This window comes from Kitasatospora sp. NPDC057965 (assembly GCF_042887135.1).
GTDB lineage: Bacteria > Actinomycetota > Actinomycetes > Streptomycetales > Streptomycetaceae > Kitasatospora.
Genome location: NZ_JBHVPZ010000016.1, coordinates 113,643 through 131,908 on the forward strand (window position 1 = coordinate 113,643; position 18,266 = coordinate 131,908).

18 protein-coding genes and 1 tRNA gene are annotated in these 18,266 nt (G+C 73.5%); 14 read left to right on the forward strand and 5 right to left on the reverse strand.

What is annotated here, in order from left to right; translation table 11 throughout:
• The first annotated feature begins 3 nt into the window (after window positions 1–3).
• The 6 genes from ACFVVU_RS21790 to ACFVVU_RS21815 all read left to right on the forward strand — a co-directional run bounded on the left by ACFVVU_RS21790 (window position 4) and on the right by ACFVVU_RS21815 (window position 5,886).
• On the forward strand, window positions 4–936 hold the full coding sequence (locus ACFVVU_RS21790) for a hypothetical protein (RefSeq protein WP_387791605.1): 933 nt from the start codon (window positions 4–6) through the stop codon (window positions 934–936).
• A 262-nt stretch (window positions 937–1,198) separates the two neighbouring features.
• Window positions 1,199–1,525, forward strand: coding sequence for a hypothetical protein (locus tag ACFVVU_RS21795; RefSeq protein ID WP_387791606.1), 327 nt, complete (start codon window positions 1,199–1,201; stop codon window positions 1,523–1,525).
• A 102-nt stretch (window positions 1,526–1,627) separates the two neighbouring features.
• The gene (locus ACFVVU_RS21800) at window positions 1,628–1,915 is read left to right on the forward strand and encodes a hypothetical protein (RefSeq protein ID WP_387791607.1); all 288 of its coding nucleotides are present in this window, start codon (window positions 1,628–1,630) and stop codon (window positions 1,913–1,915) included.
• Between the two features lie 168 nt (window positions 1,916–2,083).
• Window positions 2,084–4,066 (forward strand): DUF3987 domain-containing protein, encoded by a 1,983-nt coding sequence (locus ACFVVU_RS21805; RefSeq protein ID WP_387791609.1) that lies wholly within the window; start codon window positions 2,084–2,086, stop codon window positions 4,064–4,066.
• Between the two features lie 255 nt (window positions 4,067–4,321).
• A complete protein-coding gene (locus ACFVVU_RS21810; protein ID WP_387791610.1) occupies window positions 4,322–4,510 on the forward strand; it encodes a helix-turn-helix transcriptional regulator in 189 nt (62 codons plus the stop codon).
• Complete coding sequence (locus ACFVVU_RS21815) at window positions 4,510–5,886, forward strand: tyrosine-type recombinase/integrase (protein WP_387791611.1); 1,377 nt, start codon at window positions 4,510–4,512, stop codon at window positions 5,884–5,886. The genes ACFVVU_RS21810 and ACFVVU_RS21815 overlap by 1 nt, the downstream gene beginning before the upstream one ends.
• Window positions 5,887–6,052: 166 nt before the next feature.
• Here ACFVVU_RS21815 and ACFVVU_RS21820 read toward each other — a convergent pair.
• Window positions 6,053–6,133 (reverse strand) — tRNA-Tyr (locus ACFVVU_RS21820).
• A 217-nt stretch (window positions 6,134–6,350) separates the two neighbouring features.
• On the opposite strand from ACFVVU_RS21820, the gene ACFVVU_RS21825 reads away from it, so the two are divergent.
• Window positions 6,351–6,839: a YajQ family cyclic di-GMP-binding protein gene (locus ACFVVU_RS21825; RefSeq protein WP_380682240.1), complete on the forward strand. Its 489-nt coding sequence runs from the start codon at window positions 6,351–6,353 to the stop codon at window positions 6,837–6,839.
• An 86-nt stretch (window positions 6,840–6,925) separates the two neighbouring features.
• Here the strand turns inward: ACFVVU_RS21825 and ACFVVU_RS21830 are convergent, their stop codons facing one another.
• Both ACFVVU_RS21830 and ACFVVU_RS21835 read right to left on the reverse strand, forming a co-directional pair.
• Window positions 6,926–7,423 (reverse strand): hypothetical protein, encoded by a 498-nt coding sequence (locus ACFVVU_RS21830; protein WP_380682239.1) that lies wholly within the window; start codon window positions 7,421–7,423, stop codon window positions 6,926–6,928.
• A 41-nt stretch (window positions 7,424–7,464) separates the two neighbouring features.
• Entirely contained in the window at window positions 7,465–8,145 is a 681-nt protein-coding gene (locus ACFVVU_RS21835) for an ArsR/SmtB family transcription factor (protein ID WP_387791612.1), read from the reverse strand.
• Window positions 8,146–8,336: 191 nt separating this feature from the next.
• Between ACFVVU_RS21835 and ACFVVU_RS21840 the strand changes: the two genes are divergently transcribed.
• The 7 genes from ACFVVU_RS21840 (at window position 8,337) to mug (ending at window position 16,258) form a co-directional block, all read left to right on the forward strand.
• A complete protein-coding gene (locus ACFVVU_RS21840) occupies window positions 8,337–9,659 on the forward strand; it encodes an MFS transporter (RefSeq protein ID WP_380682237.1) in 1,323 nt (440 codons plus the stop codon).
• Window positions 9,660–9,977: 318 nt separating this feature from the next.
• Window positions 9,978–11,417, forward strand: coding sequence for an APC family permease (locus ACFVVU_RS21845; RefSeq protein ID WP_387791614.1), 1,440 nt, complete (start codon window positions 9,978–9,980; stop codon window positions 11,415–11,417).
• On the forward strand, window positions 11,414–11,851 hold the full coding sequence (locus ACFVVU_RS21850) for a hypothetical protein (RefSeq protein WP_387791616.1): 438 nt from the start codon (window positions 11,414–11,416) through the stop codon (window positions 11,849–11,851). Before ACFVVU_RS21845 ends, ACFVVU_RS21850 begins: the two co-directional genes overlap by 4 nt.
• 28 nt (window positions 11,852–11,879) lie before the next feature.
• Window positions 11,880–13,232, forward strand: coding sequence for a dipeptidase (locus ACFVVU_RS21855; protein ID WP_387791618.1), 1,353 nt, complete (start codon window positions 11,880–11,882; stop codon window positions 13,230–13,232).
• A gap of 104 nt (window positions 13,233–13,336) precedes the next feature.
• Window positions 13,337–14,455, forward strand: coding sequence for an aminopeptidase P family protein (locus tag ACFVVU_RS21860; RefSeq protein ID WP_387791620.1), 1,119 nt, complete (start codon window positions 13,337–13,339; stop codon window positions 14,453–14,455).
• 124 nt (window positions 14,456–14,579) lie between these two features.
• On the forward strand, window positions 14,580–15,695 hold the full coding sequence (locus tag ACFVVU_RS21865) for a phosphatase PAP2 family protein (RefSeq protein WP_387791621.1): 1,116 nt from the start codon (window positions 14,580–14,582) through the stop codon (window positions 15,693–15,695).
• Window positions 15,692–16,258 (forward strand): G/U mismatch-specific DNA glycosylase, encoded by a 567-nt coding sequence (mug, locus tag ACFVVU_RS21870; RefSeq protein WP_380682231.1) that lies wholly within the window; start codon window positions 15,692–15,694, stop codon window positions 16,256–16,258. Before ACFVVU_RS21865 ends, mug begins: the two co-directional genes overlap by 4 nt.
• Here the strand turns inward: mug and ACFVVU_RS21875 are convergent.
• Window positions 16,255–16,887 carry a response regulator gene (locus tag ACFVVU_RS21875; RefSeq protein ID WP_380682243.1) on the reverse strand — a complete coding sequence of 211 codons (633 nt, stop codon included), beginning with the start codon at window positions 16,885–16,887 and terminating at the stop codon, window positions 16,255–16,257. The two genes, mug and ACFVVU_RS21875, sit on opposite strands and share 4 nt — an antisense overlap.
• Window positions 16,888–16,961: 74 nt before the next feature.
• Window positions 16,962–18,248 carry a sensor histidine kinase gene (locus tag ACFVVU_RS21880; protein WP_387791623.1) on the reverse strand — a complete coding sequence of 429 codons (1,287 nt, stop codon included), beginning with the start codon at window positions 18,246–18,248 and terminating at the stop codon, window positions 16,962–16,964.
• Window positions 18,249–18,266 lie beyond the last annotated feature (18 nt).

Here is an 18,266-nt window from a genome sequence, read left to right on the forward strand (position 1 = left end):
GCCATGGAGAAGCTGATTCCGGAGAAGCTGTTCCCGACCGAGCGCGCGACCGCCGGCCACCGCCTGCGGATCGTCGCCACCCTGGCCTGGCCCGTCACCGGCCTCATGACCGGCACCCCGGTCCTGATCCGCCGGCTCACGGCCCCGCAGCGCGAGCGTCGCGCCGAGGCCGCCGCGCTCCAGGCCAAGCAGGACCAGATCGCCGCCCTGGCCGCCGAGGCCTCCGAGGCCGCGTTCGCCAAGAAGCTCGCGGGCGAGCCCGACGCGGCCAAGCGCGCCGCGATGATCCAGGCCCAGGAAGCGGCGGAGGTCACGGCCCGCCAGGTCGCGCTGGAGCGCGCCAAGGCCGACCGCAAGGCCAAGCGCGGCAAGTTCGGGGACACCGCCGGCGCGGCCGCCCTGCTGCTGATCGTCGGCGGTCCCCTCGTCTGGTCCCTCGCCCGCCCCCTGATCGAGCCCGGCATAGGCCTGCTACTCGGCGGCTGGTGGATCGCCGCCCTCCTCCACGCCCCCTCCCCCGTGAAGACCCGCACCGCCAGCACCGGGGAGGACGTCGGCGACCCGGCCGCCGACAACGCCGACGACGACCAGGAGCAGGCCGAGCCGGGGGTCTCCCCGACCCTCGGCCCGGCCGAACTGGCGGCCACCGTCGAGCACATGGTCGCCCTGCGCGCGCAGGGCGACGGTGGGGCCGGGAAGGTGCTCCTCTCCGAGGTGCTCGCCAGCCTCCAGCGGCACGGCCGCTACCCCGGCGCCAGCACCCGCGATTTCGGGGCCGCCGTGAGGGCCGCCGGTCTCCCCGTCGAGAAGCGCGTGCGGGTCGGCGAAGCGATCTCCCCGGGCCTCACCGCGGCGGGCCTGACGGCCCACCTCGGACACCCCCCGCGCCTGCCCGCCCACGCGGTCCCCGACCACACCCCCGCCGAGGCCGCCTGAAGCACCGCCCCACAGCCCCCGTCCGGCTCTCCGGACAGGGGGCTGCCGGCGGCCTCCTCGGCCCCTTCCGCGGCCCCGCTCCCCCGCCCCGCCCAAGCCCCCTCCGGCTCGACCACACTCGTGCTCTGACCTGCGAAAACCACACGACCACATCCCCGACCACAGCTCGACTACACCCCCGACCACACCGCCCCGGGAAGGGGCCGACGGAGCGCGCCGCGAGCACCTTCCGCGCCGCCCCGCCGTCTGAAAGGAAGGCCGCATGGCCGCCGAGCACGACGACCCGTACGACGCCTACGCCAACGAGGGAGACGTCGACAGGCCGACCCGCGCCGAGGACAAGGCGTTCGAGATCGCCCTCGACGTCGCCGACGACCAGCGGCGCGCCGAGGAGGAGCGGGCCGCCGGCCCGCAGCCCGGTCACACCGAGATCTGCGAGGGCTGCCACGGATCCGGCGGCGGCTACGAGAACGAGGCCTGGGACGACGACGCGTGCGACGTCCTCACCGTCGCGTACGACGACTGCCCCGAGTGCGGTGGCTGCGGCTACTACGACTGCGACGGCACCTGCGAGACGGACCAGGGCTGAGCCAGCCCCGTGCAACACCAACCCCGCACCAGCCGCCGACCTTGGCAGAGAGACGGCTGGTGCGGGGCGTTCCGATCCCTTCGTAGAGACCAGAGGACCAGCATGCCCGGAAACACCCCCGCCCCGCAGCCCGTCTGCGAGGCCACCCTGCTCGGCGACGCCGGCCCCTGCGAGGGCCCGCGCGACGCCGTGACCGTCCTCGACCGCCACGGCACCTCCACCAAGGCCTGCGTGCCCCACGGCATCCGCCTGCACGCCAGCCTCACCGACGCGCACGTGCTGCCCGGCAGCGTCCCCTGCGCGGACACCGAGGTCCGCGAACGCTCCCGCACCACCTCGGCGTTCGCCTGGCTCGACCACCACCAGCTGCCCGACTGGGACAAGCGGTGAACGAGCGGACCCCGCCGCTCGGCGACACCGGCGGCCTGTGGCAGGCCGTCCTCGCCGCCCGGCAGGCCGCCGGGCCGAACTCCCTCTTCTGACCTCCCTTCCTTTCACAGCCCGCGCCCGGCACCGCCCGGGTGCGGGCCGCCCTGCTCCGTACGAAAGGAGCCCATCTTGAGCGCTGAGTCCGCGCACCCGAACGTGATCCCGTTCCGGCCCGAACCCTCCGAGGTCAAGGCCGCCGAACAGGCCGTCATCGGCGCAGCCCTGCTCGACCCTGTCCAGATCCCCGCGCTGGCCGCCCAGCTCGGCGACCCGGGCGCGTTCTACCACCCCGCGCACGAGACGATCTGGCGTGCCATCACCCGCATGGCGGGCGGTGAGCGGCCGGTGGATCCGCTGCTGCTGACCGGTGTCCTGCGCGCGCAGGGCGACCTCGGCCGCATCGGTGGGCCCGGCTACCTGCACACGTGTATCGAGGCCACCCCCACCGCGGCGAACGGCGACTACTACGCCGAGATCGTGCGCGCGGCCGCCGAGCGGCGCCGGATCAACACCGCCACCAGCCGCCTGGCCCACATGGCCGGCGACGGCCAGGCCGACCTGGACGACGTGCGCGCCGCCGCCCTGGCAGCGCTCGCCGACCTCGCCACCGGGGAGAGCTGGCTCGCCCCCGTCCCGCTCGGCTCCCACGGCACCCTGCCCACCTTCCCCGTCCACGCCCTCCCGGCGTGGGTCGGTGCCTACGTGGAGGCGGTGGCTGAGTTCACGCAGACGCCGCCCGACATGGCCGCCACCATGTCCCTCGCCGCGCTCTCGACGGCCGCCGGCGGGCGGGTGGGGGTGGAGATCCGGCCCGGTTGGCGCGAGCAGTCGAACCTCTACCTGGTCTGCGCCATGCCCCCGGCCAGCCGCAAGTCCGACGTCTTCGCGTTCATGACCGCACCGATCTACCGCGTCGAGGACGAACTGCGCGCCTCCGCCCGGGCCCGGATCATCGAGGCCGAGACCGCGAAGGAGACCGCGCTCGCCGAGGTCGACGCGCTCATGGCCAAGGCCCGCAAGAACCCCGACCTCGACCGCGCCCACCTGGTCGCCGAGATCGCCGGCGCCCGCATGCTCGCTGACGAGATCGTCGTGCCGCCCAGCCCGCGCCTCACCCTGTCCGGGGACATCACCCCCGAGACCGTCACCCACCAGCTCGGCGTGCACCGCTGCCTGGCCGCGCTCTCCCCCGAGGGCGACCTGTTCGACAGCATCGTCGGCCGCTACAGCAGCAAGCCCAACCTCGGCGTCTTCCTCCAGGCCCACAAGGGCGAACGCCTGCAGGCCGACCGGATCACCCGCGAGCAGCCCACCGTCGACAAGCCCGCGCTGACGATCGGCGTCACCCCGCAGCCCGCCGTCCTCCAGGAGCTCGGCGCCGCCCCCGGCGCCCGCGACCGGGGCCTGCTCGCCCGCTTCCTGTACTCCCTGCCGCCCTCCAACCTCGGCTACCGCAAGATCCGCACCACCCCCGTCCCGGAGCAGGTCGCCTCCGCCTACGACCTGCGCCTCACCGCGCTCCTGCACACCCTCACGGCCCTCGACGAGCCGGTCACCGTCACGATGACCGAGGCCGCCGACCTCGCCGTGGAGAAGCTGCAGGAGAGGTTCGAGGTCCAGCTCCGTCCGGACGAGCCGCTCGCCCACATCAAGGACTGGGCCGGCAAGCTGGTCGGCCACATCGCCCGCCTCGCCGTCCTGCTCCACCTCGCCGACCACACGGCCGGCGACTGGCGCGCCCCCGTCGAGGCCGCCACCGTCGAGCGGGCCGCCGAGATCGCCGAGTACTACACCGCGCACACCCTCGCCGTGTTCGACCTGATCGCCGCCGACCCCGCCACCGAGGACGCCCACGCCCTCCTCCAGTGGCTCCAGCGGCCGAAGCGGGATGGCACCCACCGCACCCACATCAAGGCCCACGACGCCGTCGCCAGCAGCCGTCGGTACAAGAAGGTCGCGGACGTCGAGCCCGCCCTGCAGCTGCTCGAACAGCATGGCTGGCTCCGCGCCGACCAGCCCCCGGCCGGCGGTCAGCGCGGCCGCCCGCAGGCCGTCACCTACCGCGTCCACCCGGCCGTGAGCACCCCCACGGACACGGAAACGATCACGTGACCGTCAGGAGTGTCAGGACAAAGCCCTGACCAGCAGAAACACTTCTGGACGGCCCGTCAGGGAACGTCAGGGCTGTCAGGGATAACCGAGATCCCCTGACAGCCCTGACAACCCCTGACGCCCTGCCCGGATCCAAAGTCGCAGGCCAGCGGTTTGTCCTGACATCCCTGACGATTTCCGCCCTCCGCGCCCGTCCGCGAGAGGGCCCGCAACACTCCGCAACCACCATTCGCACTCGCCGATGGAGTCGCCGCCATGGCCACGCAGGACCCGAAGCTCAAGCTCGCCGAGGTGCTCGAAGAGCTGGAGATGTCCCGCTCCGCCTTCTACCGCATGGTCGCCCGGGGGAAGGGCCCGAAGCTCATGAAGCTCCCCAACAACCAGATCCGCGTCCGCCGCAGCGCCCTCGACGCGTGGTGGGCCGAGCAGGAGGTCGCCGCCTGATGCCCACCTCGTACAGGGTGAAGTTCTGGGAGCACCGCCACCGGCCGGACCGGCGGACGCCGTGGATGGTGCGGTGGACCGTGGCCGGCCGGGAGTTCTCCGAGTCGTACCTGACGAAGACCCAGGCGGACGGCAGGAAGGCCGAGCTGCTGGTCGCCGTCGCCTCCCACCAGCCGTTCGACGTCGAGACGGGCCTGCCCCTGGCCGAGCTGCGGAAGCGCCAGCAGGAGGAGAACGCCGTCACTTGGTACCAGCACGGCCGGAACTACGTGGAGTCCCGGTGGGACGGGGCTCCGGCGAAGACGCGGACGACGTGGGCCGACGCGTTGGCCAGCGTGACGTTCGAGTTGGTCAGCAGCAAGGTCGGGATGCCGGACAAGCGGGTCGTCCGGCGGGCGCTGTACGGCTGGGCGTTCAACGTGAACCGGTGGACCGAGGAGCCGCCGGCCGAGGTCGCCAAGGCGCTCGCGTGGGTCGCGCGGCACTCGGTGGACGTCTCGGCGTTGGAGGACCCGAAGGTGGTCCGCAAGTTGCTGGCTGCGCTGTCGGTGAAGCTGGACGGCACGAAGGCCGCCGCGTCGACCATCCTCCGCAAGCGCCGGATCCTTCACCACGTCATCGGCCGAGCCGTCGAGGACGGGCTGCTGACCGCCAATCCGCTGCCGCTGGTCCAGTGGCAGCCGCCGCAGGTCGAGGAGGAGGTCGACCCCGAGTACGTGATGAGCCCGGAGCAGGCCGCCGCGATGCTGGAGGCGGTCCGGCGCCAGGGTCGGCGCGGACCGCGGCTGGTGGCGTTCTTCGGGTGCATCTACTACGCCGGGATGCGCCCCGGAGAGGTCGTCCACCTCCGCAAGGACCGGTGCGTGCTGCCCGCGGAGGGCTGGGGGAAGCTCAACCTCAACGGCAACAGCCCCCGGGTGGGGTCGGCCTGGACCGACACCGGCGCCTCGCACGACCCCCGCGGCCTGAAGCACCGCGCGGAGAAGGCCACCAGGCCCGTCCCGATCCCGCCGGAGCTGGTGCAGCTGCTGCGGGAGCACATCGAGGAGTACGGCACGGCGCCGGACGGCCGGCTGTTCCGGACCTTCCGCGACGGCATGGTGCAGGAGAGCGGCTACGGAGTGGTCTGGGCCGCCGCCCGGGCCGAGGTGCTGAGCCCGGACGAGCAGGCCACCCCGCTCGCGAAGCGTCCCTACGACGGTCGCCACGCCGGGATCTCCCTGTGGCTGGCTTCCGGGGTGGCGCCCGCCGAGTGCGCGCGGCGCGCCGGGCACAGCATCGCCGTCCTTCTCCGCGTCTACGCGAAGTGCATCCACGGTGACGAAGACCACGCCAACCGGCTGATCGCCGAACGCCTCCAGCGCCGGCCCGGCTGACCCTGGTCCGAGCCTGGTCCGGAACCGCTGGTCAGCGTCGGGATCCGGGCGGGAACAGGTGGGACAAACCTCGCGAAACGGCCACAGGGGCGCCGCGAGTGTTCGAATAGACGAAAGCAGCCCCTGACGTGCGTTTCCGCATGTCAGGGGCTGTTTCTCTATCCTGTGGCTGGTGCAGGGTTCGAACCTGCGTAGCTTGCGCGACAGATTTACAGTCTGCTCCCTTTGGCCGCTCGGGCAACCAGCCAGGATTTTTGCCTCCCGGGGGCTTGCCCCGTTCGACTGGGTAAACCTTACCCGATGCCGGGGGGTGGTTCGCCACCCGGTTCCGTGGGGCGGGATCGACGGGTGTGGCGTGGCTGTCCCGGGCGGGGGCGGGGGTGGGCTGGATAGGCTTGGGGCGGCGGGCGCCCGGTGGGGCGGGCCGCCTCAGTGCAGCCAGAACATCAAGGAGACCAACACCCATGGCCGACTCCAGTTTCGACATCGTCTCGAAGGTCGAGTGGCAGGAGGTCGACAACGCGATCAACCAGACCTCCCGCGAGATCTCCACGCGCTTCGACTTCAAGAACGTCGGCGCCGACATCAAGCGCTCCGGCGAGACGATCGAGATGAAGGCCAACGGCGAGGAGCGCGTCAAGGCCATCCTGGACGTGCTGCAGAGCAAGTTCATCAAGCGCGGTCTGTCGCTGAAGGCGCTGGACGCCAAGGACCCGCAGCTGTCCGGCAAGGAGTACAAGATCTTCGCGGACGTGAAGGAGGGCATCTCCCAGGACGATGCCAAGAAGATCGCGAAGATCATCCGTGACGAGGGCCCCAAGGGCGTGAAGGCCCAGGTCCAGGGCGACGAGCTCCGGGTGAGCTCGAAGAGCCGTGACGACCTGCAGGCCGTCCAGGCACTGCTCAAGGGCAAGGACCTGGACTTCGCGATCCAGTACGTGAACTACCGCTGAGCCGAGCGGCGGCCCCGGCCGGGAGCTCTGGAAAGGGCTTCCGACCGGGGCCGCCGTCGTTCGCGGGGGGGGGCGTTCGCCGGGGGTCAGTCAGGGGTGGCCCAGGCGGCGGTGGTGCGGTGGGCGGCGAGGCCGACGGCGTCGAACTCGTCGCGGTCGGCGGTGCCGGCCGGGAGGTGGACGCCGAGGTGGCGCAGGACGCGGGAGATCGGGCTGCCCTCGGGCGGGAAGGGGCCGGGCTCGCCGCTGGTGAACGGGCCCAGCGCGAGGCGGCCGTCGGCCCAGAGGGCGGCGCGCTGGGTGCCGGTGCCGCCGAAGAAGTCGGCCTCCACGCAGGCGATCGGGCCGGCCTTGGACCAGGCGGCGAGCCGGCGTTCGAGGCCGACGGAGAACCAGTGGAAGCCGGCGGCGCCCGGGTGAGCGGGCTCCTCGTCGCCGAACCGGAGGGCCGCCAGGAACTCGGGGGTGGCCGGGATCAGCGCCAGGCCCTGGGCGAGCGGTCGCGAGCGGGCCGCCGAAACCTCGGCGGCCGCCACCGCGACCAGCTCCGCCGGGCCGATCAGCGCCTGAAGTTCGTATGACATTAAGTCATCGTGAACCATGGCACCGACAGTCCGCCCGACGTTTACGATTCCGTGCCCGGTCGGGTATCAGTCCGAGAGTCGGTCCCCTGCTCGGGGCGGACGCCGTAGAGCAGGGTGAACAGGGTCGCCTCCACCGCGTCCTCGGCGTCGCTCTCCCCCTCGGCGCCCAACTCGTCGAAGATCGCGTCGAGCTGACGGCGCAACCGGCGCATCCGCTCGGGGGTGAGCCGGTAGGTGAAGTGCGAGAACATGCCCGGCAGGCCGGTCGCACCGGCCTCCCGCGAGGTGCCGAAGTCGATGCGGTCGGCCACCGCGTGGGCGCGGAAGTCGATGCGGACGCGGTCCATCGCGGCGAGCAGGGCGTCGTAGGCGTCGACCCGGGTCGGCGAGCCGGGCGCGAAGATCTCCGGGGCGACCCGCAGTGACGCCTGCGCCGGGGCGTAGCGGCTCTCCACGATGCCGGAGACCAGCCGGGTGCCGGCGACGCCGATCAGGCCGACCTTCTCCAGCTGCTTGATGTGCCGGTAGAGCTTGGTCTGCGGCTCGTCGAGCGCGGCGGCGATCTCCTTGGCGGTGAGCGGGCCGGAGTCGCCCGCCGCCATCAGGACGTCGAGGATCGCCAGGCGGAGCGGGTCGGCCAGGGCCTTGAGGGTGGCGGCGTCCTCCACCCGGCGCTCCTTCAGGACCGCGGGGGCGGCGACCATCGCTCCGTCGGTGCTCACAGCGCTCACAGCACTTTCGGCGTTCTCGGGGTTCTCGACGTTCTCGACCACGGGCCCACCCTCGCAGATGGCCGTGGACCCGGGCAATCGCGCGTTCACCCTTGCGCAAGCGGTCACATTCCCGTCATCATTCACGCATTCGTGAATGATGACGCCATGGTGAGTGAGTGGCGACGAGGGGGAGGCCACCGATGAAGACCGACACCGCGACCCCGCACGCGGCCCCGGACGCGGCGCCGCCCGTCCCGCTGCGGCGCAACTGGCGCTTCCAGGCACTCTGGGCCGGCCAGGCCGGCGCCACCCTCGGCCTGCAGATCGCCGACACCGCGTACCCGCTGCTGCTGCTCGCGCTCACCGGCTCCTCCACACTCGCCGGAGCGTTCGGGGCCGTGCAGATCGGCGCCGCCGTCCTCTTCGGCATCCACGGCGGCGCGGCGGCCGACCGCTACAACCGGCGCCGGCTGCTGATCGTCGGCGACTCCGTCCGACTGGCCGCCTGCGCCAGCGTCCCGCTCGCCATGGCGCTGGACCGGCTGACCGTCGCGCACACCCTGCTGGTGGCCGTGGTGATCGGCGCGACCATCGCGTACACCGGCCCGGTCCGGCTGATCGCGGTGCGCTCGGTGGTGCCGCCCGAGCAGCTGCGGCAGGCACTCGCACAGGACGAGGCGCGGATGAGCGGGGCGGGCCTGGTCGGGCCGCCGCTGGCGGGCGCGCTGTTCGGCCTCGGCCGGAGCGCGCCGTTCATCGGCACGGCGGTCGCCTCGCTGCTCGCGCTCACCGCCGCGCTGGTGGTCAAGTTCCCGGGCGGGCCGGAGTCCGGGACGAAGGGGATGAAGGGGACCACGGGGACCGACGGGGCCACCGGGACGGACGGGACCACCGGCAGCGCCCTGGCCGGCTACCGCTACCTGGCCGGCAACGCCCTGCTGCGCCCGATCCTCGCCGTCGTCCTGCTGATCAACGTCGCGGGCGCCGCGATGCTGCTGCCGGTGATGGTGATCCTGCGCGGCCAGGGCACCTCCAGCGCCGGCATCGGCCTGGCGCTGGCCGGCGAAGCCGTCGGGGCGCTGGCCGGCGCGCTGCTGGTGAGCCGGCTGCACCGGCTGGCCGGCCCCGGGGTGCTGCTGCTCGCGGTGTCCTGGCTGACCGTCCCGACGATGCTCGCGCCGCTGCTGCCCGGCGGGCCGGTCACCGTCTTCACGGCGCTGTTCGTGGTGGGCCTGGGGATCCCGACGCTGCGGGTGATGATCGACCTGCTGGTGTTCAGCCGGGTCCCGGACGCGCTGCGCGGCCGGGTGATCTCCGCGACGCTGACGCTGTTCACGGTCGGCATGCCGGCCGGGATGGTCGGCAGCGGACTGCTGCTCGACCACTTCTCCCCCGCGACGGCGCTCGGCGCGGTGGCCGCGCTGCTCACGGCGGGCCTGGCCGCGGCGACGGCCGGGCGGTCGCTGCGCCGCTCCGCCTGGCCCGAGCAGACGGCGGCGCCCGTGGGAACACCCACCCCCTGAGCCGACCCGCGGCCGACCCGCCCTCCTGACGCCCGCTCACCCGTGCGGGTGCACGCCGCATGCGGCTCCCGCGCCAACCGGGTGAACTGGCCGGGTACGGCCCAGCGCCGACGGGCCACCCCAGGAGGACGCATGAGTTCCATGGACATACCGTCGTCCGGCCAGGGCAGTCCTGGCGGCTCAGGCCCAGGCACGGGCCCAGGCACGGGCCCAGGCGCAGGCCCAGGCCCGGACGGCGGAGGCGGAGGCGGAGGGCCGGAGGCGGCCACCCGGGAACACGCCGGCGCGGCGGCCACCCGGCTGGCGAACGCCCCCCGGATGTCCTGGCTGACGCTCGCCTTCATGACCACCGCCTCGGTGGCCAGCCTCCGCTCCGCCCCGACCATGGCGGTCTACGGCCTCGCCTGCGTCTTCCTCTACCTGCTCCCGGCCGTCGTCTTCCTGCTGCCGACCGCGCTGGTCTCCGCGGAGCTGGCGTCCGGCTGGGAGGGCGGCGTCTACCGCTGGGTGTCCGAGGGCCTGTCGAAGCCGCTGGGCTTCCTGGCCGTCTGGTGCCAGTTCGCGATGACGATCTTCTACTACCCGTCCCTGCTCGCCTACGTGGCCTCCACCATCGCCTACGTGGTCAACCCCTCCTTGGCGAACAACGGCCCGTACACCGCGCTGGTGATCATGGTGCTGTACTGGACCGGCGTCTGGGTCTCCTCCCGGGGCACCAAGGCGGTGGCCGGCCTCTCCTCGGCGGGCCTGGTCATCGGCACGCTGATCCCCGGCACGCTGCTGGTCGTGCTCGGCTTCGTCTTCCTCGGCCAGGGCAACGGCTCCGCCGCCCCGATGAACGCCGCGCACCTGTTCCCGGAGTGGGCCGGCCTGGCCAGCCTGGTGCTGATCGTCAACAACTTCCTCAGCTACTCCGGCATGGAGATGAACGCGGTGCACGTCTCCTCGCTGCGCGCCCCGGCCCGGGAGTTCCCGCGCTCGATGTTCACCGCCTCCGGGATGGTGCTCGCGATCTTCATCCTGCCCGCGCTGGCGATCAGCTGGGTGGTGCCGTCCAGCGAGCTGAGCCTGACGGCCGGCGTGATGCAGGCCTTCGACGCCTTCTTCCAGTACTTCCACATCGGCTGGCTCACCCCGGTGATCGCGGTGGCCCTGGTCTCCGCCTCGCTCGGCGGCATGCTCACCTGGCTCGCCGGGCCGTCCAAGGGCCTGCTGATGATCTCCCGCCAGGAGGGCTACCTCCCGCCGTTCCTGCAGCACCTCAACAAGGAGGGCGTCCAGCAGAACCTGCTGGTCACCCAGGGCGTGATCACCACGGTCATCGCCCTCGCCTACGCCCTGATCCCCAACGTCTCCAGCGCCTACTGGATCTTCTCGGTGATCACCACGCAGGTGTACCTGATCGTCTACCTGCTGATGTTCGCCGCCGCGATCCGCTTGCGCCGCACCCGGCCCGACCACCCGCGCGGCTACCGGGCACCCGCGCTGGTGCCGATCTCGGTGACCGGTCTGGTGGCCTCGGCGGCGGCGATGGCGATCGGGTTCGTGCCCTCCTCGCAGTTCGGCAGCGGCTCGGCCTGGTCGTACGTGGCGATCGTCGGCGGCGGCCTGGTGATCCTGGGGCTGCTGATCCCGTACCTGTTCCTGCGGCTGCGCAAGCCGGAGTGGCGCTCACCCGACGCACGGGCCGAGCTCGCCGCGCAGGAGGCCGCCGAGCTGCACCGCGCCGAGGGCCCGGCCGAGGGCGGTGCGTCATGACCCGCAGCCTGATGGCCTCCCGGCACCGCTGGATCTACCTCGGCGCGATCGTCCTGCTGGTCGGCATGCTGATCACCGGTCTGCTCACCTACACCCAGCTGCACGACACCAACGAGGCCAACCGCAAGGCCAAGCAGCTCTCCGAGGCGCTGACCGCCGCCGGCTACCCGGTGCCCTCGCAGAACCAGATCGTGCACACCCTGGGCGAGGACGGCGGCGCGGTCTGCGCCGATCCGGCCGGCGCGCTGCAGCAGGCGCAGTGGAAGTACGGCATGTCCACCGGGGCGGACGGACCCGGCCAGCGCCCGGTGCTCTCCGACCGCGAGGTGATCCTCGCGGAGACGATCGTGCTCTCGGTGTACTGCCCGGAGAAACTCGCCGCCGTCAAGGACAAGATCGACCAGCTCAAGCTCGAGGACACCGTCCGCAACTGACGCCGACCCGGGAAGGGAGCCCCACCCCATGACCGACGAACTCGCCCGCCGGATCGCCGCCCTGATGCCGCGCGCCAGGGCCGACCTGGCCGAGCTGGTCGCCATCCCCTCCGTCGCCGACCCGCGCCAGTACCCGCCGGAGGAGTGCCGCCGGGCCGCCGAGTGGGTCGCCGCCGCCTTCGCCGACACCGGACTGCGCGACGTCCACCTGGAGGAGACCCCGGACGGCAGCCACGCCGTGGTCGGCCACCGCCCGCCCCCGCCCGGCGCGCCGACCGTCCTGCTCTACGCCCACTACGACGTCCAGCCCCCGCTCGACGACAACGCCTGGACCTCTCCGCCGTTCGAGCTCACCGAGCGCGGCGGCCGCTGGTACGGGCGCGGCGCCGCCGACTGCAAGGGCAACATCGTCATGCACCTCACCGCGCTGCGGGCGCTCGGCGAGGACCTGCCGGTCGGCCTCAAGCTGGTCGTCGAGGGCTCGGAGGAACAGGGCACCGGCGGCCTGGAGGCCTATGTGCCGCCGCACGCCGGCGAGCTGCACGCGGACGCGCTGCTGGTCTGCGACACCGGCAACGCGGCGGTCGGCGTCCCCACCGCCACCACCTCGCTGCGCGGCGTCACCAACGTCGTGGTCACCGTCTCCGCGCTCAAGGGCGACATGCACTCCGGCATGTTCGGCGGCCCCGCCCCGGACGCGCTGGCCGCGCTGATCCGGGCCCTCGACGCGCTGCGCGACGCCGACGGCGGCACCCGGATCGACGGCCTGGACAACGACGGCACCTGGAGCGGCGTCGGCTACGACGAGCAGCAGTTCCGCGCCGACGCGGGCGTCCTGGACGGCGTCCGGCTGACCGGCTCCGGCACCGTCGCCGACCGGCTCTGGGCCCGGCCCGCCGTCACCGTCCTCGGCATCGACTGCCCGCCGGTGATCGGCTCCGCCGCCGCCGTCCCGGCCACCGCCCGGGCCCGGGTCTCGCTGCGCGTCCCGCCCGGCACCGACGCGCGCACCGCCCAGGCCGCGCTCACCGCCCACCTGAAGGCCGCCGCGCCGTGGGGCGTGCGCGTCGAGGTGACGCCGGAGAGCGTCGGCTCGCCGTTCCGCGCGGCCACCGGCGGGCCGGCCTACGCGGCGCTCGACAAGGCCGCACAGGAGGTCTACGGCCGGCCGCTGTCCTTCCTCGGCCAGGGCGGATCGATCCCGCTCTGCAACGTGTTCGCCGCGACCTTCCCCGAGTCCGAGATCATCCTGATGGGCGTCGAGGAGCCGCGCTGCCTCATCCACGCGCCCAACGAGAGCGTGGACCCCGGCGAGATCGAGCAGATGGCCCACGTCGAGGCGCTGTTCCTCCGGCACTACGCCAACTCGCGTCATCCGTGATGCAGTTGACGCGTACCCGGCCAACGCCTCCGCCACCGCCGCCGCCATTGCCTCCGCCACCGCCTTTGCCTCCGCCGAGCTCCCGCGCACCAGGAGACCCCGACATGCCCCGACCGTTCACCACCGAGGACTACCGCGCCCGCCTGGAGCGGGCCACCGCCGCCGCCACGGACGCCGGACTGTCCGGCCTGGTCGTCGCCCCCGGCCCCGACCTCGTCCACCTGACCGGCTACCAGCCCACCGCGATCACCGAACGGCTCACCGCCCTCGTCCTCACCGCCGGACGCGAGCCCGCGCTGATCGTCCCCGTCCTGGAACGCCCCGACGCCGAGAAGGCCGTCGGCGCCCCCGCCGTCCGGCTGGTCGACTGGACCGACGGCCAGGACCCGTACGCCGCGGCCGTCCCGCTGATCGACGGCTCCGGCCGCTACGGCATCTCCGACAGCGCCTGGGCGATGCACCTGCTCGGCCTCCAGTCCGCCCTGCCGGGCATCGGCTGGACCTCGCTCACCGCGACCCTGCCGATGCTGCGCGCGGTCAAGGGACCGGACGAGCTGGAGCGCCTCGCCGCGGCCGGTGGCGCCGCCGACGCCGCCTACCGGGGCATCCTGGAGGTCTCCTTCGCCGGACGCCGGGAGACCGACGTCGCCGCCGACCTCGCCGCCCTGCTCATCCAGTACGGCCACAGCCAGGTCGACTTCACCGTGGTCGGCTCCGGTCCCAACGGCGCCAACCCGCACCACGAGGCCGGCGACCGGGTCATCGAGCCCGGCGACACCGTCGTGCTCGACTTCGGCGGCCTCAAGGACGGCTACGGCTCGGACACCACCCGCACCGTCCACGTCGGCACCGACGTCCCGGCCGAGGTGCAGAAGGTCCACGACATCGTCCGGCAGGCCCAGCAGACCGCGTTCGAGGCCGTCCGGCCCGGGGTGAGCTGCCAGGAGATCGACCGGATCGCCCGACGGGTCATCACCGAGGCCGGGTACGGCGAGTACTTCATCCACCGCACCGGCCACGGCATCGGCATCACCACGCACGAGCCGCCCTACCTGGTCGAGGGCGAGGAGCGGCCGCTGGTGCCGGGCATGTGCTTCTCGATCGAGCCGGGCATCTACCTGCCGGGCCGCTTCGGGGTGCGGATCGAGGACATCGTGACCGTCACCGAACAGGGCGGACGGCGGTTCAACAACACCCCGCACGAGCTGGGCATCGTGTCCTGAGTCACCCTCCGCACCGCCCCGGCCCGTGTTCGCTGCGCCGGCCGGGGCAATTCTGAGCCCTTCCTGAACGGACCGCCGTCCACACCGAGAGTTCTCCAAGAATGCCTTGCTAGCTTCGACCGGCATGACCAGAATGCTCCGCCCGGCGCCGCCCACCCCGCCCGCGAGCGCCGGGCGGCTGCGTCCGGCGACCGGCTCCCGGACCGGCGCGCGCACCGGCGCCCTGGCCCGGCTCCGGCTGCTGGCGTGGCCGCTCTACCTCGCCGCCCTGCTGTGGTACCTGCGCACCTACGGTCTGCCGTACACCAATGACCTGGTCTTCCTGTGGCTGATGGGCGCCCTGGTGGCCGCCGGTGTGCACAGCGGGCACGGCCTGCGCGGCTTCCTGCTGGTGCTGCGCGACTGGGTGCCGGTGATGGCCGTCGTCTGGACGTACTCGCTGCTGCGCGGCTACGGCGCGCACACCCCCTGGGGCCCGTACCTGTGGCCGCAGCAGCGCGCCGACGAGATCATCGGCTTCGGCGAGACGCTGACCGTCCGGCTCCAGCACGGGCTCTACACGCCCAGCTCGCCGCAGTGGTGGGACTACGCGGCGGTCACCGTCTACATGTCGCACTTCTTCGCGGTCTTCATGATCCTCGCGGTGCTGTGGCGCCGCCGGCACGACCGGTTCCGGCACCTGCTCACCTGCTACCTGGTGCTGACCTTCGCCGGCTTCGCGACGTACATCCTCTACCCGGCGGTGCCGCCGTGGCTGTCCTCCCAGGAGGGCCACCTGCCGGAACTGACCCGGGTCGTCTCGGACGTGCTCACCGAGAGCGGGCTGCCGCGGGCCGCTTCGGTGTTCGAGAACGGCAGCCAGTTCGCCAACGACGTCGCCGCGATGCCCTCGCTGCACTCGGCGTACCCGGCGATGCTGCTGTTCTTCTTCTGGCCGACGGCCTCGCGGTGGGTGCGGGTGCTGCTGGTCGCGTACCCGCTGGCGATGACCTTCGCGCTGGTGTACGGCGCGGAGCACTTCCTGGTGGACGTCTTCGTCGGCTGGGCGTACGCGGCGGCGGCGGTGTACGGCGTGCGGTGGCTGCGGGAGCGGCGGCGGACCAGGTCGCTGGCGGCGAGCCCGGCGGCGGTGGCCGTGCCGACGGCCGCCCCGGTGGTCGCCGGGGCCCCGGCGACCACGGCCCCGGAGGCGGGGGTGACCGCGGGGGCGACGGCGTCCGGCGGCACACTGGACCGGTGACCGAGAAGCCGACCACGGCACCCAGGCCGACCGCCGAGCAGCTGCTCGCCGCCCGCGACACCACGATCGAGGACGTCACCGCCCCCGGTCTGCGCGTCCTGTTCTGCGGCATCAACCCCGGGCTCTGGTCCGGGGCCACCGGCCATCACTTCGCGCGCCCGGGCAACCGGTTCTGGCCCGCCCTGCACCGCTCCGGCTTCACGCCCCGCCAGTTCCGCCCGGACGAGCAGCGGCAACTGCTGGACCTCGGCCTCGGCATCACCAACGTCGCCCCGCGCGCCACGGCCAAGGCCGACGAGCTGACCGCCGACGAGCTGCGCGCGGGCGGCGCCGCCCTCACCGAACGGGTGCTGCGGCTGCGCCCCCGGGTGCTGGCGGTGCTCGGCATCGGCGCCTACCGCACGGCCTTCGGCCGGCGCACGGCGTCGACCGGGCGCCAGGAGCAGACCGTCGGGGACACCGAGGTCTGGGTGCTGCCCAACCCCAGCGGCCTCAACGCCCACTACACCCTTGACGCGCTGGCGGCGGAGTTCGCCGGGCTCCGCGCGGCGGTCGGCGACTAAGCACGGAGGAACTCCAGCACCGCCAGCACCCGGCGGTGCGTCTGCTCGGCCGGGGGCAGGTCCAGCTTCATCAGGATGTTGCCGATGTGCTTGCCCACCGCCGCCTCCGACACCACCAGCTCCCGGCAGATCGCCGCGTTCGACCGGCCCTCGGCCATCAGCGCCAGCACCTCGCGCTCGCGCGGGGTCAGCCGCTCCAGCGGGTCCCGGCGGCGGCGCAGCAACTGGCGGACCACCTCCGGGTCGACCACCGTCCCGCCGGCCGCCACCTCGGCGACCGCCGCCGTGAACTCCTCGATCTGGCCGATCCGGTCCTTCAGCAGGTAGCCGACGCCGGAGCCGTCCCCGGAGTCCAGCAGCTCCGCCGCGTACGAGCGCTGCACGTACTGGCTGAGCACGAGGACCGGCAGGCCCGGGCGCCGCTCGCGCAGGGCGACGGCCGTGCGCAGCCCCTCGTCGGTCTGGCCCGGCGGCATCCGGACGTCGGTGACGACGAGGTCCGGCTCGTGCTCCTCGGCCGCCGCCCGCAGTGCCCCGGCGTCGCCGACGGCGGCCACCACCCGGTGCCCGAACCGGGCCAGCAGGCCGACCAGCCCCTCGCGGAGCAGCACGCCGTCCTCGGCGAGCACGATCCTCAGGTTCGCCGGGGCGGTCCGCGGGTCCGTCGGGGCGGCCTGCTGGTCCGCCGGGGCGGTCCACGGGTTCATCGGGGGGCTCCTCCGTCGGCCGGGGCGCAGGGGATCTCCACCCGCACCAGGGTCGGTCCGCCGGGCGGACTGCTGACCGTCAGTTTGCCGTCCACGACCGCGACCCGGTCGGCCAGCCCGGTCAGCCCGGTGCCGCGCCCCGGGTCGGCGCCGCCGCGGCCGTCGTCGGTCACCTCGATCGTCAACCGCCCGTCCGCGTACCGGCCTTCGACGCTCGCCGCGCTCGCGCCGCTGTGCTTGGCGACATTCGCGAGGGCCTCGGTGACGGCGAAGTAGCCGGCCGACTCGACCGGTGCCGGGAGCCGGGCGGGCAGCGCGAAGCGGGTGGTGACCGGGACCGGCGAGTGGTCGGCGGCGTCCGCGCAGGCCTCCGGCAGACCGCGGTCGGTGAGCACCTGGGGGTGGATGCCGTTGATCAACTCCCGCAGCCCGGCCAGCACGTCGCCCGCCTCGCGGTGCGCTTCGGCGAGCCGGGCGGCCAGCGGCCCGTCCGGCGGCACGTCCAGCCGGGCCAGACCGAGCGTCATCCGCAGGGCCACCAGGCGCTGTTGGGCGCCGTCGTGCAGATCGCGCTCGATCCGGCGCCGCTCCGCCTCGAAGGCGTCCACCAACCGGGCCCGGGAGCGCACGAGTTCACCGATCCGCCGCTCCTGCCGGTCCGGCCCGAGCAGCAGCCGGACCAGTCCCGCCCGGGCGGCCGCCACCAGCGCCGGCGGGTAGCCGGCCAGCGGCAGCAGGACGAGGCCGGCCAGCCCGCACAGGGCCGCCGTCCACGGCGAGTGGACCTCCCAGAGCTTGAGGACGTTGACCTGCTCGCCGTCCAGCAGGAGCAGCGGGAGGGCGGCCAGCAGGTAACCGGGGACGGCCAGCGCGCAGCCGGCCACGGCCAGGTCGACCGGCCAGAGCACGAACGCGGCGAGCGCGGTGAAGCCCAGCTCCCGCCAGGTCACCCGCTCGCGGTAGCGCAGCCGCAGCCAGGCGGCGAGGCCGGGGCGGTCGGGGACGCGGTGCGGGTCCGGCACCCGTCCGCCGTCCAGGAACCGGGCCAGCCGCCGCTCCCAGGCCGCGACCGGCAGTCCGACCAGGGCGAGCGCGGCCAGCAGCGGCAGCCCGACCAGCAGCATCGCGAGCGCCCCGCCGGCCGCCACCGACAGCAGCAGCCCCGCACAGAGCACCAGCCCGGTCAGCCCGGTCACCAGCAGGTACCCGGCCGCCCGCCACGGGGCCGCCGAGCGCAGGAACCCCGGCCGCAGCACCGGACCCCACCAGCCGCCGTCGTCCATCGCGCCCCTCCCCCGTCC